The sequence below is a fragment of the Mycobacterium kyogaense genome (assembly GCF_003254575.1).
GTDB lineage: Bacteria > Actinomycetota > Actinomycetes > Mycobacteriales > Mycobacteriaceae > Mycobacterium > Mycobacterium kyogaense.
Genome location: NZ_QJUA01000006.1, coordinates 18,733 through 41,161, shown reverse-complemented (window position 1 = coordinate 41,161; position 22,429 = coordinate 18,733). Strand labels below are relative to the sequence as shown.

The 22,429-nt window shown below is 69.2% G+C and carries 19 protein-coding genes; 6 read left to right on the top strand and 13 right to left on the bottom strand.

All coding sequences use genetic code 11. The features are described from left to right. Nucleotides 1-1,458, top strand: a complete 1,458-nt coding sequence (locus tag DMB80_RS06490) for an AMP-binding protein (protein ID WP_111509097.1) — start codon at nt 1-3, stop codon at nt 1,456-1,458. Here DMB80_RS06490 and DMB80_RS06485 read toward each other — a convergent pair. The 8 genes from DMB80_RS06485 to DMB80_RS06450 form a co-directional block, all read right to left on the bottom strand. Further along, nucleotides 1,455-2,627: an acyltransferase family protein gene (locus DMB80_RS06485; protein ID WP_111509223.1), complete on the bottom strand. Its 1,173-nt coding sequence runs from the start codon at nt 2,625-2,627 to the stop codon at nt 1,455-1,457. The two genes, DMB80_RS06490 and DMB80_RS06485, sit on opposite strands and share 4 nt — an antisense overlap. Nucleotides 2,628-2,941: 314 nt before the next feature. Next, nucleotides 2,942-3,304: a DoxX family protein gene (locus DMB80_RS06480; protein WP_162938430.1), complete on the bottom strand. Its 363-nt coding sequence runs from the start codon at nt 3,302-3,304 to the stop codon at nt 2,942-2,944. A 10-nt stretch (nt 3,305-3,314) separates the two neighbouring features. Further along, a complete protein-coding gene (locus DMB80_RS06475) occupies nt 3,315-4,928 on the bottom strand; it encodes a bifunctional 3-(3-hydroxy-phenyl)propionate/3-hydroxycinnamic acid hydroxylase (RefSeq protein ID WP_162938429.1) in 1,614 nt (537 codons plus the stop codon). Nucleotides 4,929-4,965: 37 nt separating this feature from the next. Then, nucleotides 4,966-6,159, bottom strand: coding sequence for a cytochrome P450 (locus DMB80_RS06470; RefSeq protein ID WP_240431036.1), 1,194 nt, complete (start codon nt 6,157-6,159; stop codon nt 4,966-4,968). 4 nt (nt 6,160-6,163) lie between these two features. Then, on the bottom strand, nt 6,164-7,720 hold the full coding sequence (mhpA, locus tag DMB80_RS06465) for a bifunctional 3-(3-hydroxy-phenyl)propionate/3-hydroxycinnamic acid hydroxylase MhpA (protein WP_111509094.1): 1,557 nt from the start codon (nt 7,718-7,720) through the stop codon (nt 6,164-6,166). Next, nucleotides 7,717-9,603, bottom strand: coding sequence for an acyl-CoA synthetase (locus DMB80_RS06460; RefSeq protein WP_111509093.1), 1,887 nt, complete (start codon nt 9,601-9,603; stop codon nt 7,717-7,719). Before DMB80_RS06460 ends, mhpA begins: the two co-directional genes overlap by 4 nt. Beyond that, a complete protein-coding gene (locus DMB80_RS06455) occupies nt 9,600-10,550 on the bottom strand; it encodes a fumarylacetoacetate hydrolase family protein (RefSeq protein ID WP_111509092.1) in 951 nt (316 codons plus the stop codon). Before DMB80_RS06455 ends, DMB80_RS06460 begins: the two co-directional genes overlap by 4 nt. Next, nucleotides 10,547-11,695, bottom strand: coding sequence for a VOC family protein (locus DMB80_RS06450; RefSeq protein ID WP_111509221.1), 1,149 nt, complete (start codon nt 11,693-11,695; stop codon nt 10,547-10,549). Before DMB80_RS06450 ends, DMB80_RS06455 begins: the two co-directional genes overlap by 4 nt. Nucleotides 11,696-11,831: 136 nt before the next feature. Between DMB80_RS06450 and DMB80_RS06445 the strand changes: the two genes are divergently transcribed. The 3 genes from DMB80_RS06445 (at nt 11,832) to DMB80_RS06435 (ending at nt 15,023) form a co-directional block, all read left to right on the top strand. Beyond that, nucleotides 11,832-12,026: a ferredoxin gene (locus DMB80_RS06445; protein ID WP_111509220.1), complete on the top strand. Its 195-nt coding sequence runs from the start codon at nt 11,832-11,834 to the stop codon at nt 12,024-12,026. A 106-nt stretch (nt 12,027-12,132) separates the two neighbouring features. Continuing rightward, entirely contained in the window at nt 12,133-13,338 is a 1,206-nt protein-coding gene (gene pgfA, locus DMB80_RS06440) for a cell envelope lipid trafficking protein PgfA (RefSeq protein ID WP_046366128.1), read from the top strand. After that, the gene (locus DMB80_RS06435) at nt 13,338-15,023 is read left to right on the top strand and encodes an MmpA family trehalose lipid delivery protein (protein WP_476703724.1); all 1,686 of its coding nucleotides are present in this window, start codon (nt 13,338-13,340) and stop codon (nt 15,021-15,023) included. The genes pgfA and DMB80_RS06435 overlap by 1 nt, the downstream gene beginning before the upstream one ends. Here the strand turns inward: DMB80_RS06435 and DMB80_RS06430 are convergent. After that, nucleotides 15,007-16,164, bottom strand: a complete 1,158-nt coding sequence (locus DMB80_RS06430) for a glycosyltransferase family 4 protein (protein WP_111509090.1) — start codon at nt 16,162-16,164, stop codon at nt 15,007-15,009. The two genes, DMB80_RS06435 and DMB80_RS06430, sit on opposite strands and share 17 nt — an antisense overlap. A 36-nt stretch (nt 16,165-16,200) precedes the next feature. On the opposite strand from DMB80_RS06430, the gene DMB80_RS06425 reads away from it, so the two are divergent. Beyond that, the gene (locus tag DMB80_RS06425; protein WP_111509089.1) at nt 16,201-16,968 is read left to right on the top strand and encodes a class I SAM-dependent methyltransferase; all 768 of its coding nucleotides are present in this window, start codon (nt 16,201-16,203) and stop codon (nt 16,966-16,968) included. 55 nt (nt 16,969-17,023) lie between these two features. Further along, on the top strand, nt 17,024-18,496 hold the full coding sequence (locus tag DMB80_RS06420) for an aldehyde dehydrogenase (RefSeq protein ID WP_111509088.1): 1,473 nt from the start codon (nt 17,024-17,026) through the stop codon (nt 18,494-18,496). Between the two features lie 71 nt (nt 18,497-18,567). Here the strand turns inward: DMB80_RS06420 and DMB80_RS06415 are convergent, their stop codons facing one another. From DMB80_RS06415 to DMB80_RS06400, 4 genes are all read right to left on the bottom strand, one after another. Beyond that, nucleotides 18,568-18,963: a YybH family protein gene (locus DMB80_RS06415; RefSeq protein ID WP_111509087.1), complete on the bottom strand. Its 396-nt coding sequence runs from the start codon at nt 18,961-18,963 to the stop codon at nt 18,568-18,570. Between the two features lie 137 nt (nt 18,964-19,100). Continuing rightward, nucleotides 19,101-20,936 carry an acyl-CoA dehydrogenase gene (locus tag DMB80_RS06410; protein ID WP_111509086.1) on the bottom strand — a complete coding sequence of 612 codons (1,836 nt, stop codon included), beginning with the start codon at nt 20,934-20,936 and terminating at the stop codon, nt 19,101-19,103. A 33-nt stretch (nt 20,937-20,969) separates the two neighbouring features. Continuing rightward, a complete protein-coding gene (locus DMB80_RS06405) occupies nt 20,970-21,491 on the bottom strand; it encodes a dihydrofolate reductase family protein (RefSeq protein WP_111509085.1) in 522 nt (173 codons plus the stop codon). A 1-nt stretch (nt 21,492) separates the two neighbouring features. Continuing rightward, nucleotides 21,493-22,404: a helix-turn-helix domain-containing protein gene (locus DMB80_RS06400; protein ID WP_111509084.1), complete on the bottom strand. Its 912-nt coding sequence runs from the start codon at nt 22,402-22,404 to the stop codon at nt 21,493-21,495. Nucleotides 22,405-22,429: the final 25 nt, after the last annotated feature.

Here is a 22,429-nt window from a genome sequence, read left to right as displayed (position 1 = left end):
ATGAGCTCTGCCGTCCCCCCGATCAGTACCCAGGTCTCGGCGCTCGCCGCCCAGGAACCGGATGCGCCCGCCGTGACATGCGCCGGGGTCACCATCTCCCGGGCCGACCTGGACGCGGCCACCAACCGGCTGGCGCGCGGTCTGGCATCGATGGGTGTCGGCGTCGGCGACTACGTGACGATCGTGCTGCCGAACTCGCTGGACTGGGTCTATGCGGTGCTGGCCTGCTGGAAGCTGGGCGCGGTACCTCAACCGCTGTCGGCTCGGCTACCCGACGCCGAGCTGGCTGCGCTGCTGCAACTGCGCCGCCCGGCCGTGCTGATCGGCCGGCCCGACCCGACCGGCGTCACGATCGACACGACGATCGATGTGGCGCAGGGATTTTCGGATGCACCTCTGCCGGAGTCGGTGTCACCGGTGTGGAAGTCGATGGCCTCGGGCGGCAGCACCGGACGACCCAAGCTGATCGAGGCCGGGGGCGACAGTCGGATTCCGGCCACGATCGGCACCCCGCTGGGGGCCGAGCCCGGCGATGTCTCGCTGATCTCGGTGCCGCTCAGCCACAACACCGGATTCACGACCTTCGCGGTGGGCCTCCTGCAGGGACATCACCTGGTCGTCATGCCGCGGTTCGAGCCCGGGGAATTCCTGCGACTGGTCACCGAGCACCGGGTGACGTTCCTGACCACGGTGCCGACCATCATGCAGCGCCTGCTGCCGGTGTACCGGGAGAACCCCGATGCCTACGACCTGTCGTCGATCCGCCGGTTCTGGCATCTCGCGGCGCCGTGTCCGCCGGCGGTCAAGCGCGCCTGGATCGATCTGCTGGGGCCGCAGGCGGTCTGGGAGCTGTACGGGGGCACCGAGTTACAGGCGCTGACGTTCATCAACGGTGAGCAGTGGTTGCAGCATCCGGGCTCGGTCGGGGTGGTGGTCGCCGGGGCGATGCGGGTGCTCGACGACGACGGCAACGACTGCCCGCCCGGGGTGCCCGGCGAGATCTACATGCGCCGCAACCCGGGTTCGGCGCCCACCTACCGGTATGTGGGTAGCACCGCCAAGAGCCGCGACGGCTGGGAGTCACTGGGCGATCTGGGCTACTTCGACGCCGACGGTTTCCTCTACCTCACCGACCGTCGCGTCGACATGTTCACCGTCGGCGGCCGCAACGTCTACCCGGCGGAGATCGAGTCGGCGTTGGCCGAGCATCCCGGCGTGCTGTCCAGCCTCGCGGTCGGCGTCCCGGACGAGGATCTGGGGCAGGTGCCCTACGTTCTGGTGCAGGCGCCGGGGCTGGATACCGACGAGGTCGCAGTGTTCCTGGCCGAGCGGCTCGCGCCCTACAAGATGCCGCGCACCATCGAGTTCGTGGATCGGCCGCTGCGCGACGATGCGGGCAAGGCACGCAGGTCGGCGGTGCGCGACGAGGTCGCCGCGCGGGCCGCGCAATCGGACTAGCGTGCGACGGCAGGCTCGGTGACGTCGTCGACCGCACTGTCCAGCGGCGTGGGGTCGTTGCGCCGCTCCCAGCGTCGCAACGCATTGCGGCACGGTGATTCGACCAGGGCGTAGCTGACGGCGGCGATCGCGAACCCGAAGCCCACGGTCAGCAGCAGCACCGGCAGGAAGTGGCCGTTGAACGCGAACTCCCCCAGCATCGGGAACACCATCGCCAGCGCAGCCAGATGCCATACGAACAGGCCGTAGGACCAGCGGCCCAGCGTCACCATGACCGGGTGCCCGAGCAGCCGGTGTGGGGTGTCGGGCCGGTCGAGCACCAGCGGCGCCAGCAGCGCACCCGCCACGATCGCGCCCATCGCGGTCTTCATCGTGACCTGGCCGATCGTGCCGAACTGCAGACCCTCCCTGCCGGCCAGCGGCGAGGCCGCCACCAGGAACGCGGCCACCGCGATGCCACCCGTCAGCACCCGGTGTCGCGCCATGCGGTGCGCCAGGCCCACCGGCGAGACGGTCAGCTCGGCGAGCACCATGCCCGCGGCGAACCAGGAGAAGAACGCCGGCGGCCAGTTCCACAGGTTGTGCCCGGAGTCGGGATCGAACGGGATGCGCACCCAGAACAGGCTCGCGACGGCGGCGGCGACGATGACCGGGATGCGGGCACGGACCGGGACCCGGCGCACCAGAAGAGCCAGGAACGGCAGCGCGATGTAGAACGCGACCTCCACCGACAGGCTCCACATCTGCGTCAGCCCGGCTGTCAGCGTCAGCGGCACGTAGATCTGGGTCAGCGTCAGGTTGGACAGCCACACCGTGGCGTCGGCCTTGGCGTCGGGCAGCAGGGTGAGGATCACCACGACGGCGACGAGGTAGCCCGGCATGATCCGGACGAAGCGGGATCGCAGATAGTGGGAGGTGGCGGGGCGTTGTCGCAGCCCGCGGGCGGCGGCAGCGTGGCCGCGCCACAGCAGGAAGCCCGACAGCGCGAAGAACACGGCGACCGCCAGGTCGAAACGGCCGAGCAGCCGGCCGGTGACGCCGGTGGTGTGCCCGGTCTGGAACGCGACGTGGGTGACGACGACGCCGATGGCCGCGCAGGCGCGCAGACCTTCGACGGCGGGCAGGAAGCTGCGCCTGCCGCCGACTTCTGCCGACTGCGGGGACGTCACGGCGACCAGTCTGCCGGACCCGACGGTGGCACCAGGCACAGGGCGGGACGCGCCCTTGCTGGGTGTTGTGTGCGAGATTGCGTTCAGGGTCGCGCGGACGACCCTGACAGCAATCTCGGCTGCAGCATCCGACAGCGGGTCAGGCGGGGACGAGCCGCAGTAGCAGCGACTGTGGCGGTCGATGACGCCGGCATAGACCGCGCGGATACCGAACGTGCGGCTCACTGCCCGCGTGGTGGGCAGTTCTGCATCACGGCCGGCAAGGGTGGTGTGACCGGGCGGACATTGCAATGCTCCTTCTGGCGCGGCAGGTGTCATGGTCGAGGTGCCGCGCTCACCCACACCGCGAGGTAACCCACCGAGGCGGCGAGGAACAGCAGAGCTGCGGCGTAGTCACCGATGGTGTCCCCGGCGCGAAGGTGCACGATCACGGCTCCGATCAGCAGCACAGCCATGCCGATTGCCGCGAGTAACCCTGCGGGAGAGGCGAACACGCCGATCATCACTCCAGCAGCTGCAGCCAGCTCCAGTACGCCGATCAGCCGGTACCGCGGCCACGCGATGTCGAGGTGCTGCGCGGCGATACGCATCTTCTCCGTACCGCTCAATTTCATCGCGGCCGGTATGAGACACATCAGCGCGTACATGACCGATACGGCGACGTAGATCGTCGTCATTCTCGGGCCGCTAACCTGTGGATCGGTCGAGGTAGTGCACCGGCGCTCTGTGCGGACGTTCGGAGGAGGCGAACATCGGTGTACCGATCTCGTACCCGTGTTCGGTAGCTGCATAGACATACCTGTCGGGTCGCACCACGAGATAGTTGGCCCTGTGGGCGACCATGGCGTCCCACAGTTGCCCCGCTGGATCACCGATCTCGTCACGCTGCACCACAGATGTCCCTAGGCGGATCGTGAGAAACCGAGCCCCGACGCGTTCCCATGCCTGCGCTGTGGTCTCACTCATGGTGTCGCGCGGGTCCACGTCGAGCCCGAGGATGGCCCAGCCGGTCCCGAGGGCGTCGTCGATGTAGACCGATCGGACACCGGGCAATGCGACCCGTGCCGGGGTGACGAGGTATCCGATCAACTCGTTGTGACGTTGTGCCGCAAGGCATCCGGGTCCCAACGGGGTCGGTGCGCCGACGCGGCGCACCAGCGCCGCCATCACTCCGGGGATTCGGGTCACCGTCCGCAGCGCCTTGTCGCGTAACCGGGCAACAGAAGGCCGTGCGGTCATGACCACTTTGCCGAATGTCACCGCGCGGTGGGTCATGGCGTCGTGATGCGGCTCGCGTTCAGTTTGATATGTGTCGAGCAGCGTGTCGCTGGCGCGGCCCCGAATGACGGCGTCGATCTTCCACACCACGTTGGCCGCGTCGCGGAAGGCACCCGAGATCCCCTGCCCGGCAAAGGGCGGCATGACATGGGCGGCGTCACCCAGTAGGAGAATCCGTCCGACCCGCCACCGCTGCGCCTTACGCACGTGGAAGGTGTAGGACCATGTCCGCGCGATCTCGATGTCGTCGGGAGTGACGCCTTCGGCGGCCAGCATTCGCCAGATGTTGTCCTCGCTGAGCATGGCATCGGCGTCTTCCCCGGGGTTGATGCGCCACTCCCACCGGTAGTAACCGCCCGGGCACGGGCACCTGACCCCGGGACGCTCCGGGGAGCAGACGAAGTCGAAGTGAGGGGGGCGGTGCAGCGGGCGTTTGACGCGCGCCTGGACGTCCATCCACTGTTCGGCATACGAGCTGCCCGCAAACGGTACTCCGAGCTGCTTACGCAAGGGGCTGCTGCCTCCGTCGCAAGCAAGCACGTACCGCCCGCTGACGAGGTCCGTGTTGCCCTGTTCATCGGTCAACTGCAGAGTCACCGCATGCTCGCCTTGTTCGAGTAACGACGCGGTCTGCCCTGGCCTGATCTGCACGCAGGAGAATCGCTCCAGACCCTCGCGCAGAGCGTGTTCCAGTGCGGGTTGGTGGAAGAAATTGGCCAATGGGTAACCGGTGTAGCTCGTTGGGCCCGAGGGCGTGGACAGGAAGGGCTTTCCGTCGACGCCCACGAACCGGGCCGTCACGCCGAGGTGCATGTGGGCGGTGACCTCATCGAACAAGCCGAGTCCACGTATGACCCGCAGTGCTTCGTCGTCGAGTGCGATGGCGCGCTGGCGGTCGAAGATCGCCAGATCGCGTTCCACGACCAACGTGCGCAGACCGAGCGCGCCCGCGGCATTGGCTGCGGCAGCTCCCGACGGGCCGAAACCGACGACGATGACATCGAAGATTTCTGGTTCAGGCATGGGCATGGTCCTTCCGGTACGTGGTCGGCTCGGGTTCTCAAGCGCTCGGGACGAGCCGCACCGGCAGGTGCTCGTGGCGATGGATGATGTTGTTGACCGCCCAGGTGGGTTCGCCGACCAGCTCGATGCGCTCGACGCGGTCGATCAGCGCCTGCAGCATCGCAGTGGTCTCCAGCCGGGCGAGTCCCTGACCGGCGCAGGCGTGCGCGCCGTTGCCGAATCCGACGTGGCGGCCGGCGTCGTTGCGGATGTCGAACGCATCGGGGGCATCCCATTCGCGTTCGTCACGGTTGGCCGAGGCGTACAGCACCAGCACCCGAGCGCCCGCCGGGATCGTGACGCCACCGATGTCTCTCTCGCTCAGCGTTTTCCGGGCGAAAGCCCGCAGCGGTGGTTCGAAGCGCACCACCTCGTTGACCGCATTGGCCAACCGCTGCGGTTCTTCTCTGAGCAGCTGCCACTGCTCGGGATGGGTGGCGAACAGGCGCAGGGCGCTGGAGATCGCGCTGACCGTGGTGTCGAGTGACGGCGCGATGTAGTCGATGAGCAGCGGCGGCACCTCGTCGGCGCTCAGCGTGCCTTCGTCGACAGCGGCCAGCAGTTCGTGGGCCATGCTGCCGGACAGCACGTTGCGGTCCCGCACCACCCGACGAGCGAAGCGCAGCATCTGCAGGCTACGCGGCAGAGCTTTGAGCGCCTGGACGTTGAGCGGGCCGAGGATGTCGAACGTCGCTGCACCCCAGTCGAGTAGATGCGCTCGCTCCTCACGGGGCCAGCCCACCAGATCGGGCACGACGGCCAGCGGGAGCGCGGTGGCCAGATCGTCGACGCCGTCCACGGTGCCCCGCCGCACCGCGTCGTCGACGAGGACCCGGGCCTGAGCCTCGACGTCGTCACCGAGCGCGCGCAGTGCCCTCGGCAACAACCGGTGGGCGACGAGCTTGCGGCGCCGGTCGTGCTCGGCGCCGTCGCTGTTGAGCGTCGTGCCGCGGGAGAGCCGATTGGTCAGCGGATTGGCCGCGACGCCGTGACCGGACAGATAGGCGCCGTCGTCGCGCAATGTGGCCTTGCATTCCGCGTAGCGGGGTAGGGCGTAGAGGCGCTGGCGCGGCAGCCAGACCACCGGCCCCAGCTCGCGCAGGGCGCGATAGTGCGGGTAGGGGTCGAGAATGGCGGCGCGCGTGTAGATGTCGGGTCGATAGACCGGCACCGCCGAGGGGCGACGGAACACGTGGTCAGTCCTCTCCGTGATGGGCGTGGGCCGGGAGGAACAGCGTGAGCGCCCGGCATGCCGTGTCGAGGTCGCGGCTCGCGGTCATCACGGTGCGGTCGGGACGGACCACTGCCGCCGTGACGTGGTGGTCGGCGAGCCACCGGGCGAGCTCTGATCCCGGCTCCGCGTACACCGTTCGCGCGCCTCGGTCAGTTGCCATGTCCCGCTGCGCCGGAGTCGGCGCCACGGTGGAGAGCAGCCCGAAGCCGCAGCCGAGTTCGTCATCGAGTCGTACGCCGTTGTCCAGCACTACGTTCGGACAGAGATGACCCGCAATGCCACGGGTGCGGAGGGTGCGCTGCACCAGCGCCGACGAGCGCAACGCCGGGGTCTGTGAATCGGTGACCTTCGATCGGAGCCCGGGTATCAGCGGCAGTCGCGGCAGCACGAGGGCCCGCACGGCGGCACCGACGCGACCGCCGGCGGTCATGGCGCGCCCGACGTTGAGGGCCAATCCGATCATGTGGCGCGCGTGCGGGCGGCGCTCGGCCTCGTAGCTGTCGAGGACCGTGGGTGACAGGTCACCTCGCTGTACGCCGGCGATCTTCCACGCCAGGTTCATCGCGTCGCGCAGCCCGGCGCCCATGCCCTGGCCGATGAACGGTGGGGTCAGATGGGCGGCATCACCGAGCAGGAAGACGTTGCCGCGCCGCCATCTGTCGGCGAGCTGGGCGCGGAATGTGTACTCCGCGACGCGGATGACCTGCAGCTCGGTGTCGGGGACGCCGCGGGTCCACGGCGCGATCAGCGGGCGTACCGCGGCCAGGGTCGCGTAGTCGTCCACCGATTCGTGGTCGAGAAGCCTGAACTCCCAGCGATATCGGGTGGCGCCGATCCTCATGTACGTGCCGGCGCGATCGCTGTCGCAGACCTGGTGCACTCCCTCCCACTGGTGCAGGTCTGCCTCGGTCGCGATGTCGATCACCAGCCAGCGCTGTTCGAACTTCAGGTTCCGCATCTGGGTACCGATTGCCGCGCGAACCAGACTGTTGGCCCCGTCGCAGCCGAGTACGAAGTCGGCGGTGATCACCGACTCCGCACCGGACACCCGGTCGCGTACCCGCAGACGCACCGGACGCGCATCGGCAGCCACCTCGAGCACCTCCGTGTCACCCCGGAAGCACGCACGCGGGTGACGCGCCAGATTCGCCCTGAGCACCCCTTCGAGCTTGGGTTGATCGAACATGCTGGCGGCGGGAAAACCGTTGCGGGTCAACGCCGTGTCCCGACGGAACTCGGCCATCACCGCCATGGTGCGGTCGACCAGCCGCAGCCCGTGGGCCGGGCGGGAGATGCCGGCGAACTCCTCGGCCACCCCGAGCCGGGCCAGGATGCGGTAGACCTCGTCGTCGAGGTGGACCGCACGCGGCTGCGGATACACCTGTGCCCATCGGTCCAGCACCAGGGTGTCGACACCGTACTGGGCGAGCAGGGTGGCGGCGGTGATCCCGGTGGGGCCGCCGCCGACGACGACCACGGCGACGTGCTCGGGGGTCCTGCTGTCCGTCGTGCCCGTCATTGCTCGTCGATCTCGTAGTTCACCGAGAACGACTTCACCAGCCGTTCCACCGCGGTGCGGTCGGCGGTCGGATCGAGACCGATCGAGACGGTGGGAGCCCCCGCGGCGACGCGGCCGGTGACTCGCACCACCCCTGCCTGTCCGGCGAGCGCCTCAGTGAGTGCGTGCTCGGCAGCTGCGGCACGTAGCGGCACCTTGTAGGGCTTGCCGACATCGGTCATGGGTATCGAGTCGATGATGCTGACACTCTTGGGTTTTGCGGCGCGTTCACTGATCGTCCCGGCGGCGAACGATACCAACTCATCCGCGGTGACGGCAGCGCCCGGGCGTACGGTCACGAACCCGACGGGAACCTCACCCGAGTGAGTATCGGGGCGCGCCACCGCGGCGGCGGCGGTGACGTCCGGATGAGCCAGCAACGCGTCTTCGATCACGGCGGGATCGATGTTGTGGCCGCCACGGATGATGAGGTCCTTGGCCCGTCCCGCGAGGTGGACGAAACCGTCGACGTCGACATACCCGAGGTCACCGGTGTCGAGCCAGCCGTCGCGCAACGCACCGCGCCCGTCGAGCACGTAACCGTTCTCGCTGCGCGCGGTGACGTACCCGGGGAAGACCGTCGGCCCGGTGACGGCCAGCGTGCCGACCTGACCCGCCGGCAGGTCGGTCCAGGTGCCGTCCTCACTGACCGCGACGGCCTTCACCTGCTGGTAGGGCATCCGTTGGCCCACCGATCCGGGTCGAGGGTGATCGGCGAAGCTGCGGGCGCTGGCGCAGGTGGCCTCGGTGAGGCCGTAGCCCTCGACCAATGCGACGCCCGTGGCATCGAGGAAATCCTGACGCACGGTGTCGGGCAGCGCCGAGGCGCCCGAGACCGCGGAGGTCAGCGTCGAGATGTCGGCGTCGACCGGGATCTGGGACAGCACGGCATAGACGGTCGGTACGGCGCTCATCGCCGCCAACCGATGATGCTCCACGATCCGCCAGAAGTTCTGGTACAGGCCCACATCGCGATATCCCTGCGGGCCGGCCCACACCACGGGCTGGCCACGCAGCAACGGCGCCAGCAGGGTGACGATCAGCGCGTTGACGTGGAACAGCGGCAGACCCGCGAAAACCACGGCATCGTCGGGGAGGTCAGCGCTGACGGCCACCATCCAGGCGTCGGCGACTTCGTTGCCGTGGGTGTGTGCAGCCAATTTCGGCATGCCGGTGGTTCCGCCGGTGTGAAACAGCGCGGCGAGGTCGCCCGCCTCGGCGAGCCCGTCCGACAGCGGCGTGGCGTCATGAGATTCGATCAGCGTGGACAGGTGATGCACCTCGGCGCCCGACACCTCCGGCGGTGGCGCAGGTGTGAGGTCTGCGAGCGTGGGGCGCACCAGGACCACGGTGTCGATCAGGCCCGCGTGGGACAGCGCCGCCGCGCGTTCGACACCAGCCGGATCGAGTTCCGGGGCAGCGGTGACCAATACGCGCGCACCAGAGAGTCTGGCCAGCTCGAGCACGTGGTCGGCCGACAACGAGCCGTTGATCGGTACGGCGATGCCGGTGGCCTGCGCGGCGAGCGTCGCGGTGATCAGCTCGTCGCAGTTGGGACTGATCAGCAACACCGCATCACGTCGACCAACGCCCAAGCTGTGCAACGCTTTTGCCGCCCGCGTGACATTGGCGGCGAGTTCCCCGAACGTTCGGCTCGCGGATCTTTGAAAGTCGGTCCCGTCCGGCAGGACGGTGACCGCGGTTCGGTCGGACCACAACCGCGCGGCGCGCAGGACGACGTCATAGGTGGACGCGGGGAGCCCGCGACGCGCCAGCGGCATCTCCTCGATGGCTAGCAGATCGTCTGGTGATTGCGCTGCGGGCCACAGTGATTCGGTGGTCATGCGTGGCGCACCGACAGTCGTTGTGTGCCCAGGTCGATCTTTCCGTCGTCGGTGCTCACCGATGCCACGACGATGTCACCGTGCTGCAGGTACTTCGGGTTCTTGGCCTGCCGGGAGAAGAACGCCTTCCACTTGACCGCAGGCGGTAGCAGGTTGCCGATCATCTCGATCGGCTTGGGCGGCGCCGTCAACGCGGTGCCGGCCGGGGTGCCGGTGAGCACCAGGTCACCGGCGGACAGGTCCTGGAACCGCGTCAACGACTGCAGCGCTTGCAGGGGCCGATACAGCATGTCGCCCTCGACGACGGAGTTCTGGCGTTCCTCGCCACCCACGGACAACCGCAACCGCAGATCACCGAAACGGGCGAGCTCGGCGGCATCGAGGAGCACCAGCGCCGGCCCGACGGGGGTGAACGTCGGGTACGACTTCGCCTCGTAGAACTGGGTTTGCGGGAGCTGGATGTCGCGAGCGGACACGTCGTTGGTGATCGTCAGACCCGCGATGATGCCGGGCAGATCGTTCTCCGTCACCGTCGATCCGGCCGGGACGTCGCGACCGATGACCAAGCCGATTTCGACCTCGTAATCCAGCAGCCCGACGTGCGCGGGGCGCACGATCTCGCCGAACGGCCCGGTGATCGACGCCGACGACTTGCGAAAGAACGTCAGCGGCACCGTCTTCGGGTCCATGCCTGAATCTCTGACGTGGGACTCGAAGTTCGTCATCTGCGCGATCACCCGACACGGCGCCGTCACCGGAGACAGCAGCTCGAGGTCGTCGACAGGCACGGTGTCGCCACCGGCGGCGGCCGCGTCGACCGCCGCGTCGATCGCCGCGCGGTCGGCGAGCAGCTCGGCCGTGGTGGTCGCCGACGTGGCGATACGGGCGGCGCCGGCGGGGGTCTGGACCCACCAGCCCTCGGAGGTACGCAGGACGGAAGTGCTCATGAGATCGCTACTTTCAGCAGGCCGACGAGACGGTTCAGATCGAATTCGTTGTCACCGCGCAGCGCGGTGACCATGGACGTCAATTGGTGGCGGGCGGCGCGGGGGCTGGCGTCGAGGAAGTCCTTCGTCGCCGGCGGTCCCCACTGCGCCAGCCCCGATGCGGTGAACGGGGCCCAGCCGGGTTCGAGCGTGTTGTCGAACATGTCGCCGTCGGCGTAGTGCTCGACCAGGAACCCGTCGGGGTCGCGCCAGTAGTCGAACAACTGGCTGCCCTGGATGTGACGGCCGATGCCCCAGGACCGGAAGTATCCGCGCTCGCGCAGGTACTCCCCGCCCGCGGCCAATGCGTCCAGGTCGCTGACCTCATACGCCGAATGCACGTACTGGTTGGCTGGCCCCAGCGCCAAGGCGAGAGTGTGGTGATCGGCAGGGGTGGCGCCGCGGTCGCACCGGATGAAACTCATCGCCGGACCACGTGCTCGTTGACCCGGGAAGAACAGGAAGTCGCTGACGATCATCCCGAAGGTGTCGAGGTACCAGTTCAACGTCTTCAGATAGGTCGTGGACTGCAGCACCACATGGCCCAGCCGCTGTACGCGCGTTGGCACCCGCGGCGGACGCACGGTCGCGTTGATCCGGGGGCGGGCGGGTCCGTTGTTGAGGATCTGTGGCGGTTGAGCGGGTTGCTCGGGCAGCTCGAGCGTTCCCGCAACGACCTTGACTGCCATCCCGCTCGGGTCGGTCAGCGCTACGGCCACCCCTCCGATCGTCTCCGGCAGTCGATGCACCGGGGCACCCGTCTTGTCGGCCAGCCGCAGCACGTCGACCTCGTCGGCCGCTCGCAACGCCAGCCCCGCGAAACGAGTGCGCTGCCCCCGCCGCACGATCACACACGGCGAGCCGGCTGTGGTGCCGCGCAGGTGCAGTTCCTGCGGATCGCGCAGAGCGATGCCGAATCCGAACGCCCGCGCGAAGGCCTCCGCGCGCACCAGGTCGGGCTTGTCGAACTCCAGCCACGCGATGTCGGCGACCCGGATGACCGGGTCCCGCGAACGGCCAGAGTGCTCGCCGCGCAGGGCGCCTTTCTCACTGTGCAAGTCACTGTGTGCGTCCTTGTGGACGTCGGTGGTCGGCGTCACCGACATGGCGCTGCCCTCCTCCACGAGTAGTTGATGAAATCGTCACATGCGCGTGTATCCTCAGTCAAGATGTTCTGAGGAAATCATCAGCAATGACGGAAACCGATCACGCCGGTGACAAATGCATGAGAAGGAGCGCCACATGACGGTTCACATCGATCGCGACCGGTGTGAAGGGCACGGCCGGTGCCTGGCGGCCGCACCCGACCTCTTCGACCTCGACGACGACGGCATCGCGATCCTGCGCACGTCGGGCCCTCTCACCGGCGACCTGGCCGGTCAGGGCGCCGCCGCGGCGGAGGTCTGCCCCGTCGCTGCGATCACGCTCGACACCTGAGCCGCGTACCCCTCGCGTCCCGCCAAACCCGTCGTCACCGAGGCGGCCTTAACTTGTGCTGTTAGGGTTCGATCGGGTTTTGCCGCGCGCGAAGGGAGACACGGTATTGAACCGCGCAGTTGCGCTGAGGTTTGCCGCGTGCGGACTCATGGGCCTGGGCGCCGCGCTGCTCATCGCAGCGCTGCTCCTCACCACTTACACCAAGGGCAAGATCTCCAAGATCCCCCTGGACATCGACACCACACTGGTCAGCGACGGCACCGGTGACGTCTTCGATCCGGCCTCGCTGAGCACGCAGAAGTTCGTCATCAACAAAGACACCCCGTTGGTGATGCAGCAGCAGATCAGCGTCGAATCGCCCGCCAACGCCGACGTCGTCACCCTTCAGGTCGGCGACTCGCTCCGTCGCTCGGACCAGCAGGGCGACCGCGGTCTGCTCCTGGCGATGATCGACACCGTGACGCTCGACCGTGCGACGGCCGAGGCGGTCTCCAGCGAGTCCAACCCCGGCGGCGCCGTGCAGAAACCGCGCTCGATCGAGGATGAGAACCCCCCCACCAACATCGCGCTGCCGCACGAGGGCCTGGCCTACCGCTTCCCGTTCGACACGGAGAAGAAGACCTACCCCTACTTCGACCCGATCGCGCAGAAGGCCTACGACGCCAACTACGCCGGCGAAGAGGACGTCAACGGGCTGACCACCTACAAGTTCACGCAGAACGTCGGCTTCGACAACGACGGCAAGCTCGTCGAGCCCGTCAAGTACGCCTCGCTGTACGACGACGACGCCGACAGCCAGGTCACCGCCCGCGCCGCCCTGTGGGGGCTCGAGGGCGATCCCGAGGAACTGATCACGATGACCCGGTACTACGCCGCCCAGCGCACGTTCTGGGTCGACCCGGTGTCCGGCACCATCGTCAAGGAAAGCGACCGGGGCTACCACTACTACGCACGCGAGGCCCTCAAGCCCGAGGTGACCTTCGCCGACTACACGGTGACCACCAACGACGAATCGGTGGAGAGCCAGGTCGCCGCCGCCTCCGACGAGCGCGACCGGGTGGCGCTGTGGGGCCGCATCCTGCCGATCACGTTCACCGCACTGGGCATCGTCGCCCTGCTCGGCGGCGCGCTGCTCGGTTCGTTCAGCCTGCGCGCCGAGTCGACCCTGATCGACCCGGGCCTCGATGACACCAGCAGCCGCTTCTACGGCGGCCGCGGTGACGAGGGTGAGCCGGTGCCCGGCGCGGAGGCCAAGACCGAGAAGCTGCCCGCGCAGCGGCCCACCGATCTGCCGCCGGACCGACCGGTCTGATCTCCCGCGTCCGTTCGCTGGCGGCCCCGGCCTATGCGCTGGTGCTCACGCTGGCGGTCACCGCACCGCTGCTCGGGCCGGGTTATCTGCTGCTGCGCGACGCGGTGTCGACGCCGCGCTCCTATCTCACCGATGCCACACTCGGCCTGACGCAGGCCGCGCCGCGTGCCCTGCCGCAGGACGTGGCCGTCGCGCTCGCCTCGTCCGTGGTGGACGGCGGCGTGCTGGTCAAGGGAGTGCTGATCCTCGGCCTGTGGCTGGCCGGCTGGGGCGCCGCGCACCTCGTGACGTCGGTGCTTCCCGAGGCCGGACTGCCCGGCCAGTGCGTGGCGGCCACCGTCGCGGTGTGGAACCCCTACGTCGCCGAACGACTTCTGCAAGGGCATTGGAGCCTGCTGGTCGGCTACGGCGCGCTCCCGTGGGTGGCGGCGGCCGTGCTCTCGCTGCGGTCCGCGGGGTCGGGTGTCGGGGCGTTGGCCTTCTGGCTCGCGGTGGCCGGGCTGACCCCGACGGGCCTGATGATGGCGGCGGCGATCGCGCTGGCCTGCGTCGCCGCCCCCGGCCCGGGCCGGTCCCGGTGGTTCTGCGCCGCGCTGAGCCTGGCCGGGTCGACGACGGCGGCGCTGCCGTGGCTGGTCGCATCGGCGCTCGGGTGGTCTCCCGGCGTCGATCAGGGGCCCGCCGTCGCCGCGTTCGCCGCGCGTGCCGAGCCCGGCCTCGGCACGCTGGGGAGCCTCGCCGGCCTGGCCGGCATCTGGAACGCCGATGCCGTGCCTGCCTCCCGCACCACCCTGTTCGCCGTCGTCGCGACGGCGGTGCTGCTGGCGGTCGTCGCGGCGGGTCTGCCGGTCCTGTTCCGGCGCCGGGCCGCCAGGCCGCTGCTGGTGGTCGCCCTGGCCGCCGTGCTGGTGCCCGCGCTGATGGCGACGGGACCCGGCCTGACGGCCGTCGGGGCGCTGCTGGACGCGGCGCCCGGGCTGGGCGTGATCCGGGATGGGCAGAAGTGGGTGGCGCTGGCAATGCCGGCCTATGCGCTGGCCGGCGCGGCCGCCACGATCACGCTGCGCCCACGGGTGCCGGCGCTCGCCACCGCCGCGGTGTGCTGCGCGGCGGTGATCGCCACGCTGCCCGATCTGGCCTGGGGCGTGGCCGGGCGGATGCATCCGGTGCACTACCCGCCGGCGTGGCGGGAGGCCGCCGCGATCATCAACGCCGACCCGGCCCCGGTGGCCGTGCTGCCGGTCGACAGCATGCGTCAATTCCCCTGGGCCGGAACAGCTCCGGTGTTGGATCCGCTGCCACGATGGCTGCGCGCGGAGGTGCTGACCACGGGCGACCTGTCGATCGGTGGCCGCGTCGTGCCGGGCGAGGGCGCCCAGGCCCGGGAGGTTCAGGCGCTGCTGCTGGCCGGGGCGGATCAGGCCAGACTTGCTGACGCCGGGGTGGGCTGGCTGGTCATCGAGGGCGCAGAGGGTGGTGGCGCGACTCTCGGTCTGCCCGTGGCGTTCCGATCCGATGATCTGACGGTGTACCGAATCGGCGGCGTCGGCCGGCCGGCGCCGCACCGCGGTGTGGCGCTGGCCGCACACGGTGTGTGGTTTCTCCAGCTCTGCGCGGGACTGGCGGCAATGATGTTGAGCGGCAGACGAACTCGTCGGGCAGAGGCGGCTACACCAGCCCGCTGACCCGCCGACCCGTCTGTACCGCGCCGAGCACAGCCGCCATCGCGTCCGCGCTCTGCTCCCAGGAGAAGTCTGCGCTGCGCACCTGCGCTTTCGCGCCGAGCTGCTCGCGCAACACATGGTCGGTCAGCAGTCGGTGCAGGCCGTCGACCAGATCGTCGACGTCGTCGACCAGCACCCCGGTCACCCCGTCGACGATGGAATCGGACAGGCCGCCCGAGGAGCGGTATCCGATCGTCGGCACCCCGTGCTGGGCGGCCTCGATCACCGCGAGCCCCCAGCCCTCTTTGCGAGAAGGCAACAGGTTGACCCAACTGTGCTGCAACAGTTCATGTTTCGTTGCGTCGTCCACGTGGCCGTGGAAGGTCACGGCGTCGGAGATACCCAGTTCCTCCGCGTGGTCGAACAGCGGCTGCGCCCACCAACCGCCACCCACCACGTCCAGGTGCAGGCCAGGGATCCGGTCGCGCAGCCGCGCGACGGCGTCGAGCGCGTCCTCGATCTGCTTGTGAGGCACCAGCCGGGACAGCACGACGACGCGGGGCGTCACCGACCGGGGCGCCGTCAGGGAGGCCGGCGGCGCATCGTCGACGCCGTTGCGTACCACCGCGACGTGGTCGGCGCGCACGCCCAGATCCGTCAGGTCCCGCGCCGAGGGCAGCGACACCGTCACGTACTGGTTGCGCCGATGCAGCCGCGGCGACAGCCGCGATTCGACGAACCACCCGATGCGGCTCTTCACCGGGCCCGCCACCGGCCACTGTTCGCGGTGGCAGTGGTGCACCAGCACGACCGCGCGCCGCCCGTAGGCCAGGCGCGCCAGGAACGGCAGGCCGTTCTGCGTGTCGACGACGACGTCGGGCTTGGCGCGGCGCAGCGGGCCCACACCCAGCCGGCCGGCCACCATCGCCAGCCCCGCCCGCACGTACACCGAATACGGCCCGCCGCGACGCTGGATCTCCACGCCGTCGACGACCTCGCGCCGGGCGGCCCCCGGGTAGCGGGCGGTGCGCAGCGTGACCCGCACCCCCGACTGCGCGAGATGGGTACCGATGCGCTGCAGATAGGTCTCGCTGCCGCCGCCCTGTGGGTGCCCGGTGTCGCGCCAGCACAACAGCAGCACGGAGTTCACGGGGGCGGACATCGGTGTTCAGACTAGCGGTGTGCCTAGGGTGGCCGGGTGGTCGCTACGGAACTGTTCGCCCGGCGCGCGACGCTGGCGCGCTCGCTGCGCCTGCTCTCGGCGTTCCGCTTCGAACAGAGCGACCCGGACCGGTTCTACGGCGCGCTCGCCGACGACACCGTCTCACTCGTCGCCGACCTCTGGACCGGCGTCACCGGCAGCGTCGCCGCCGGCCGGACCGTCCTCGACGTCGGCGGGGGCCCGGGCTACTTCGCGTCGGCGTTCACCGACGCTGGGATGCGTTACATCGGCGTGGAACCCGACCCCCGGGAGATGCACGCCGCGGAGCCGCGCAGCCACCGCCGGGCGGGGACGTTCGTGCGCGCCTCCGGCACCGCGCTGCCGTTCCGCGACGACAGCGTCGACGTGTGCCTGTCCTCCAACGTCGCCGAACACGTCGCCCAGCCGTGGCGCCTGGGTGAGGAGATGCTGCGGGTCACCCGGCCCGGCGGGCTCGCGGTGCTGTCGTACACGGTGTGGCTGGGGCCGTTCGGCGGACACGAGATGGGCCTCACGCACTACCTGGGCGGCCGCCGGGCTGCCGACCGATACGCCCGCAGACACGGCCACCGGCCCAAGAACGACTACGGCTCGTCGTTGTTCGCCGTATACGCGCGCGACGGCCTGCGCTGGGCGTACGGCACCGGCGCGCTCGTCGCCGCATTTCCGCGCTACCACCCGCGATGGGCCTGGAACGTGACCAAGGTGCCCGGACTGCGGGAGTTCGCGGTGAGCAACCTGGTGCTGGTGTTGTCACCCGCCTGAATCCGGGAACTGCAACAGGTTCTACTTCCCGCTTTCGGTAGGTAGTGTGATGTTTATGACACAGAGCACCGCATTCCGGACCGAGTGGGACAAGTTGTTCATCGGCGGTAAGTGGGTCGAGCCGGCCACCTCGGACGTCATCGAGGTGCACTCCCCTGCCACCGGTGAGCTGGTCGGCAAGGTCCCGCTGGCGTCTGCCGCCGACGTCGACGCCGCCTGCGCGGCCGCGCGTAAGGCGTTCGACGAAGGCCCGTGGCCGCAGATGTCGCCCGCCGAGCGCCAGGAGGTGCTTGCCCGTGCGGTCAAGATCCTCGAGGAGCGGGCCGACGAGCTGAAGTTCCTGCTCGCCGCCGAGACCGGGCAGCCGCCGACGATCGTCGACATGATGCAGTACGGCGCCGCGATGTCGGCGTTCCAGTACTTCGCCGGCGCGGCCGACAAGTTCACGTGGCAAGAGATCCGCGACGGCATCTACGGGCAGACGCTGGTGGTCCGCGAGCCGATCGGTGTGGTCGGTGCCGTCACCGCGTGGAACGTGCCGTTCTTCCTGGCCGCCAACAAGCTGGGCCCGGCGCTGCTGGCCGGCTGCACGATCGTGCTGAAGCCCGCCGCCGAGACCCCGCTGTCGGTGTTCGCGATGGCCGAGGCCTTCGCCGAGGCCGGGCTGCCCGAGGGCGTGCTGTCGATCGTGCCGGGCGGTCCGGAGACGGGCCGCGCGCTGACCAACAACCCGGAGCTGGACAAGTTCACGTTCACCGGGTCGTCGGCGGTGGGCAAGGAGATCGCCAAGATCGCCGCCGAGAAGCTGAAGCCCTGCACGCTGGAACTGGGCGGTAAGTCCGCGGCGATCATCCTCGAAGACGCCGACCTGGACTCCACGCTGCCGATGCTGGTGTTCTCCGGGCTGATGAACTCCGGGCAGGCGTGCGTGGGGCAGACCCGCATCCTCGCGCCGCGGTCGCGCTACGACGAGGTGGTCGAGAAGCTGTCGGCGGCGGTGTCGGGCATGCTGCCGGGGCTGCCCACCGATCCGGCCGCGATGATCGGCCCGCTGATCAGCGAGAAGCAGCGCGAACGCGTGGAGGGCTACATCGCCAAGGGTGTCGAGGAAGGCGCCCGCGTGGTGGTCGGCGGGGAACGGCCCGAGGGGCTGGACAGCGGCTGGTACGTGCAGCCGACGGTGTTCGCCGACGTCGACAACTCAATGACGATCGCGCAGGAGGAGATCTTCGGGCCCGTGCTGGCGGTGATCCCCTACGAGGACGAGGACGACGCGGTGCGCATCGCCAACGACTCCGTCTATGGGCTGGCCGGTTCGGTGTACACGACGGACAACGATCGGGCGCTGAAGATCGCGCGTCGGATCCGGACCGGGACGTACGCGGTGAACATGTACGCCTTCGATCCGGGCGCCCCGTTCGGCGGGTACAAGAATTCGGGCATCGGCCGCGAGAACGGCACCGAGGGCATCGAGGCGTACTGCGAGCCGAAGTCGATCCTGCTGCCGTTCGGCTACACCCCGGCGTAGGTCTCCCGGCGACCAGACGCGAACTCGAGTGGTTTCTCGGCGTGTCCACTCGAGTTCGCGTCTGCTCGCGCCTAAGAGGTGTGCGGCATCGAGTGGTGCTCATGCGCGATAGCCCACGCACCGTCGATCTTGCGCATGCCGAACGTACTGCGCAGCCTCCGCTCCGGGTGGGCCGCGATGTCCTCGGGCATACCGGCGCGGAACAACCCGTACGCGTAAGCGACTGCGCCGTCGGCGATGACGTCGAGACGGACCAGCTCCATCACCGCGCCGCCGGCGACCCATTCGAAGAACTCCGGCCAGGTCTTGCGGTAAGCGTCGATGCCGTAGACACCTTCGTCGGGTGGGGGCACGTCGTACAGCACGATGTCGTCGGTGTGCGCGGCGATGACGCCGTCGATGTCACGCGCGCGGATCGCGTCGATCCAGCGGTCGATGACGGTGCGGATGTCCTGTTCGTTGGTCACGTGGGTGCAGACCAGGGCGGCAGCGGGAACTCATCGCGGCGTGAGGGGTCACCTTCTTCTCGCGACCAGACGCGAACTCGAGCACGACACGCCGCCGGAAGCTCGAGTTCGCGTCTGGTCGCCAAAAAAACGGGACCCTAGAACGCGGATTCGGGGACGTCCATGGCGGTGAGGTCGACTGCTTCGAGGATCGCCCGCCGCGCCGTCAGCCCCGGCAGCATGTTCTTGGCGAAGAACAACGCGGTCGCCACCTTCCCGGTGTAGAAGTCGCGATCGCGTGCGCTCGGCGAGCCGTCCAACGCGGTCAGCGCGATCTCGGCCTGATGCAGCAACTGCCAAGCCAGCAGCAGATCGCCGACGGCGAGCAGGAACGGCACCGATTCCAGGCCAACCCGATAGAGCTGGCGCGGGTCCTGCTGCGAATCGATCAGGTATTTCGTCATCGCCGCGACCATCGCCTGTACGTCCGCGACCGCCGTGGTGAGCAGCGCGCGGCCGTCGGCGAGCTCGGGGCGGGCCGCCCCGTCGTCGAGGAACCCTCGGATCTGCGTCACCACGTGCAGCAGCGCGCCCCCTTGATCGCGGGCGATCTTGCGGAAGAAGAAGTCCTGCGCCTGGATCGCGGTGGTGCCTTCGTACAGCGAGTCGATCTTGGCGTCGCGGATGTACTGCTCGAGCGGATAGTCCTGCAGGAAGCCCGATCCGCCGAGGGTCTGCAGCGACTCCGTCAGACACTGGTAGGCCCGCTCCGAACCCACGCCCTTGACGATCGGCAGCAGCAGATCGTTCACGCGGTCGGCCATCGACGCGTCGGCCCCCGACACCACCGCCGCGACCGTCGGGTCCTGGTGTGCGGCGGTGTAGAGGTAGAGCGCCCGCAACCCTTCCGCGTACGCCTTCTGCGTGAGCAGCGCTCGTCGCACGTCGGGGTGGTGGATGATGCTCACCCGCGGCGCCGCCTTGTCGGTCATCTGGGTCAGGTCCGCGCCCTGCACGCGCGACTTGGCGTACTCGAGCGCATTCAGGTAGCCGGTCGACAGGGTCGCGATCGCCTTGGTGCCCACCATCATTCGCGCGTACTCGATCACCTTGAACATCTGCGCGATGCCGTTGTGGGTGTCGTTGACCAACCAGCCCACCGCCGGGGTGCCGTGCTGGCCGAACGTCAGCTCGCACGTCGCCGACGCCTTCAGACCCATCTTGTGCTCGAGGCCGGTGACGAACGCGCCGTTGCGATCGCCGAGCTCTCCGGTGTCGGGGTCGAAGTGGTACTTGGGCACGATGAACAGGCTCAACCCCTTGGTGCCGGGGCCGGCCCCCTCGGGCCGGGCCAGCACCATGTGCACGATGTTCTCGAACAGGTCGTCGCCGTCGCCGTTGGTGATGAATCGTTTGACGCCGTCGATGTGCCACGTGCCGTCGGGCTGCTCGACGGCCTTGGTGCGGCCTGCACCGACGTCCGAGCCCGCGTCGGGTTCGGTGAGCACCATCGTGGCACCCCAGTCCCGCTCGATCATCAGCGAGGCCCAATGCCGTTGCTGCTCATTGCCGATCGCGTACAGGATGTCGGCCATCTTGGGGCCTGCCGAGTACAGGAACACCGCGGGCTGCGCGCCCAGTGCGAATTCGTTGATCGCCCATTCGACCATCGACGGCACCGGCACACCGCCGATGTCGGAGACCATGCCGACCCGCGACCATTCGCCGTCGCGCCAGGCCCGGAACGTCTTCTTGAACGGCTCCGGGATGCTGACGACGTGGGTGGCCGGGTCGAACGTGGGTGGGGTGCGGTCGGTCTCGGCGAAGGCCTCGGCCAGCGGGCCCTCGGCCAGCTTGGCGGCCTCGTGCAGCATCTGCCGCACCGAATCCCCGTCGAGATCGGAGAACTCACCCGTGGCGAGCACCTTCTCCAGCGCCAGCGTCTCGAACAGGTTGAACTCGATGTCGCGGACGTTGCTGCGATAGTGGCCCATGGTGGGCCAGACTATGCCGAAATGGCGCTGTCGTCAGGCTTTACGCCAGTGTGCGCAGACGAAGTCGGCGTTGCGGGCCGCGGTGACGAGCGTCCACTCCGAGCGCATCGGCAGCACCCGGGCTCCGGCGCCCAGCGTGCACGGCGCGTAGGACACGATCATCTCGTCCACCAGTCCCGCGCCGACGAACTGCGCGGCCACCTCGCCGCCGCCGACCACCCAGACGTGGCGATCCCCGGCCGCCTCGACGAGCGTCGGGAACAGCTCGGTGACCTCGCCGGCGAACGTGCGCACGGGGTGGGCGGGGTCGACGATCTGCGGCCGGTGCGTCATCACCCACGACGGCTGGCGGTACATCCACTCCCCCGGGTGGTTGGCCAGGATCCACTCGTAGGTGTCCGCGCCCATCACCAGCGCGCCCACCGACGCCAGGAACGGGTCGATGGCGAAGGGCCCGTCGGCGTCGATGTCGCGGGTGACGAGCCACTGCAGGCTCGCGTGCTCGTCGGCGACGAAGCCGTCGAGACTCGAGGCGGTGTAGTAGATGCACGCCATGTCAGCTCCTCATCCAATCCAGCGGGTCGCCGGGGCCGGCGTCGACGCCATGCTCGGCGAGCATCGTCCGGGCCAGTTCCCGGCGGTGCGCCGAGTAGGTCAGCACGTGCGCGACGATCCCGTACAGCGGGAACGACTCGGGCGGCTCACACAGCGCGTCGATGACGGTGTCACCGAGCCGTCCCGCGGCTGCGTAATCAGAAATTGTTGTGCGCCAGCGCTTTCCGACCTCCTCGTGGAATGTGGCGAGCGAGACGGCGTCGACGGACCGGGTCGCCGCGCGCGCCGGAAAGTCGTCACCGGCGATGGTGGCCAGCCACACCTGCTTGCTCCACACGATCGCGCCGAGCACGGCCCCGACACTTGGTTCGGGGCCGTCCCAGTCGAGCACCGTCTGGCCGGGCCGGATCGGCGCCGTCCACTGCTGGGCGCTCAGGCGCGTGGCGCAGCTGAGCAGCCCGGCGGTGTCGCCGAGGTCGTGCTCGATCATCAGCGCGGTCACGTCGGGCTGCGAGACCGGCGAGGGCTGGCTGTCGATCCACAGCGCCTGCGGCGGGTGGAAGTGCAGGCCATTGGGCGCGGGCAGGCGGAAGTGCACGTCGGCGGCCTGCGACGGTGGACGTCCGTAGGTGCGCCGGAACGCCCGGGAGAACACCTCCGCCGACGACCAGCCCTCTGCGGCCGCGACGCTCGAGACCGGCTCACCGCGCTGCAGCCGCCACGCCGCGCGCTCGAGCATGACCCGACGCCGCAGCGCCGCGGGGGATTCGCCGGTGAGCCGCCGCACCTCCCGGGAGAAGTGGAACTCTGACGCGTGGCTGCTGCGCGCCATCGACCCGACGTCACCGTTACGCGCATCGGTGACCGCGTCGAGGAGTTCGCGCAGTCGATCGCGCCCCGAAGGTTCCGTCACGGGATCCGAGTATCGTCGCGGGCCG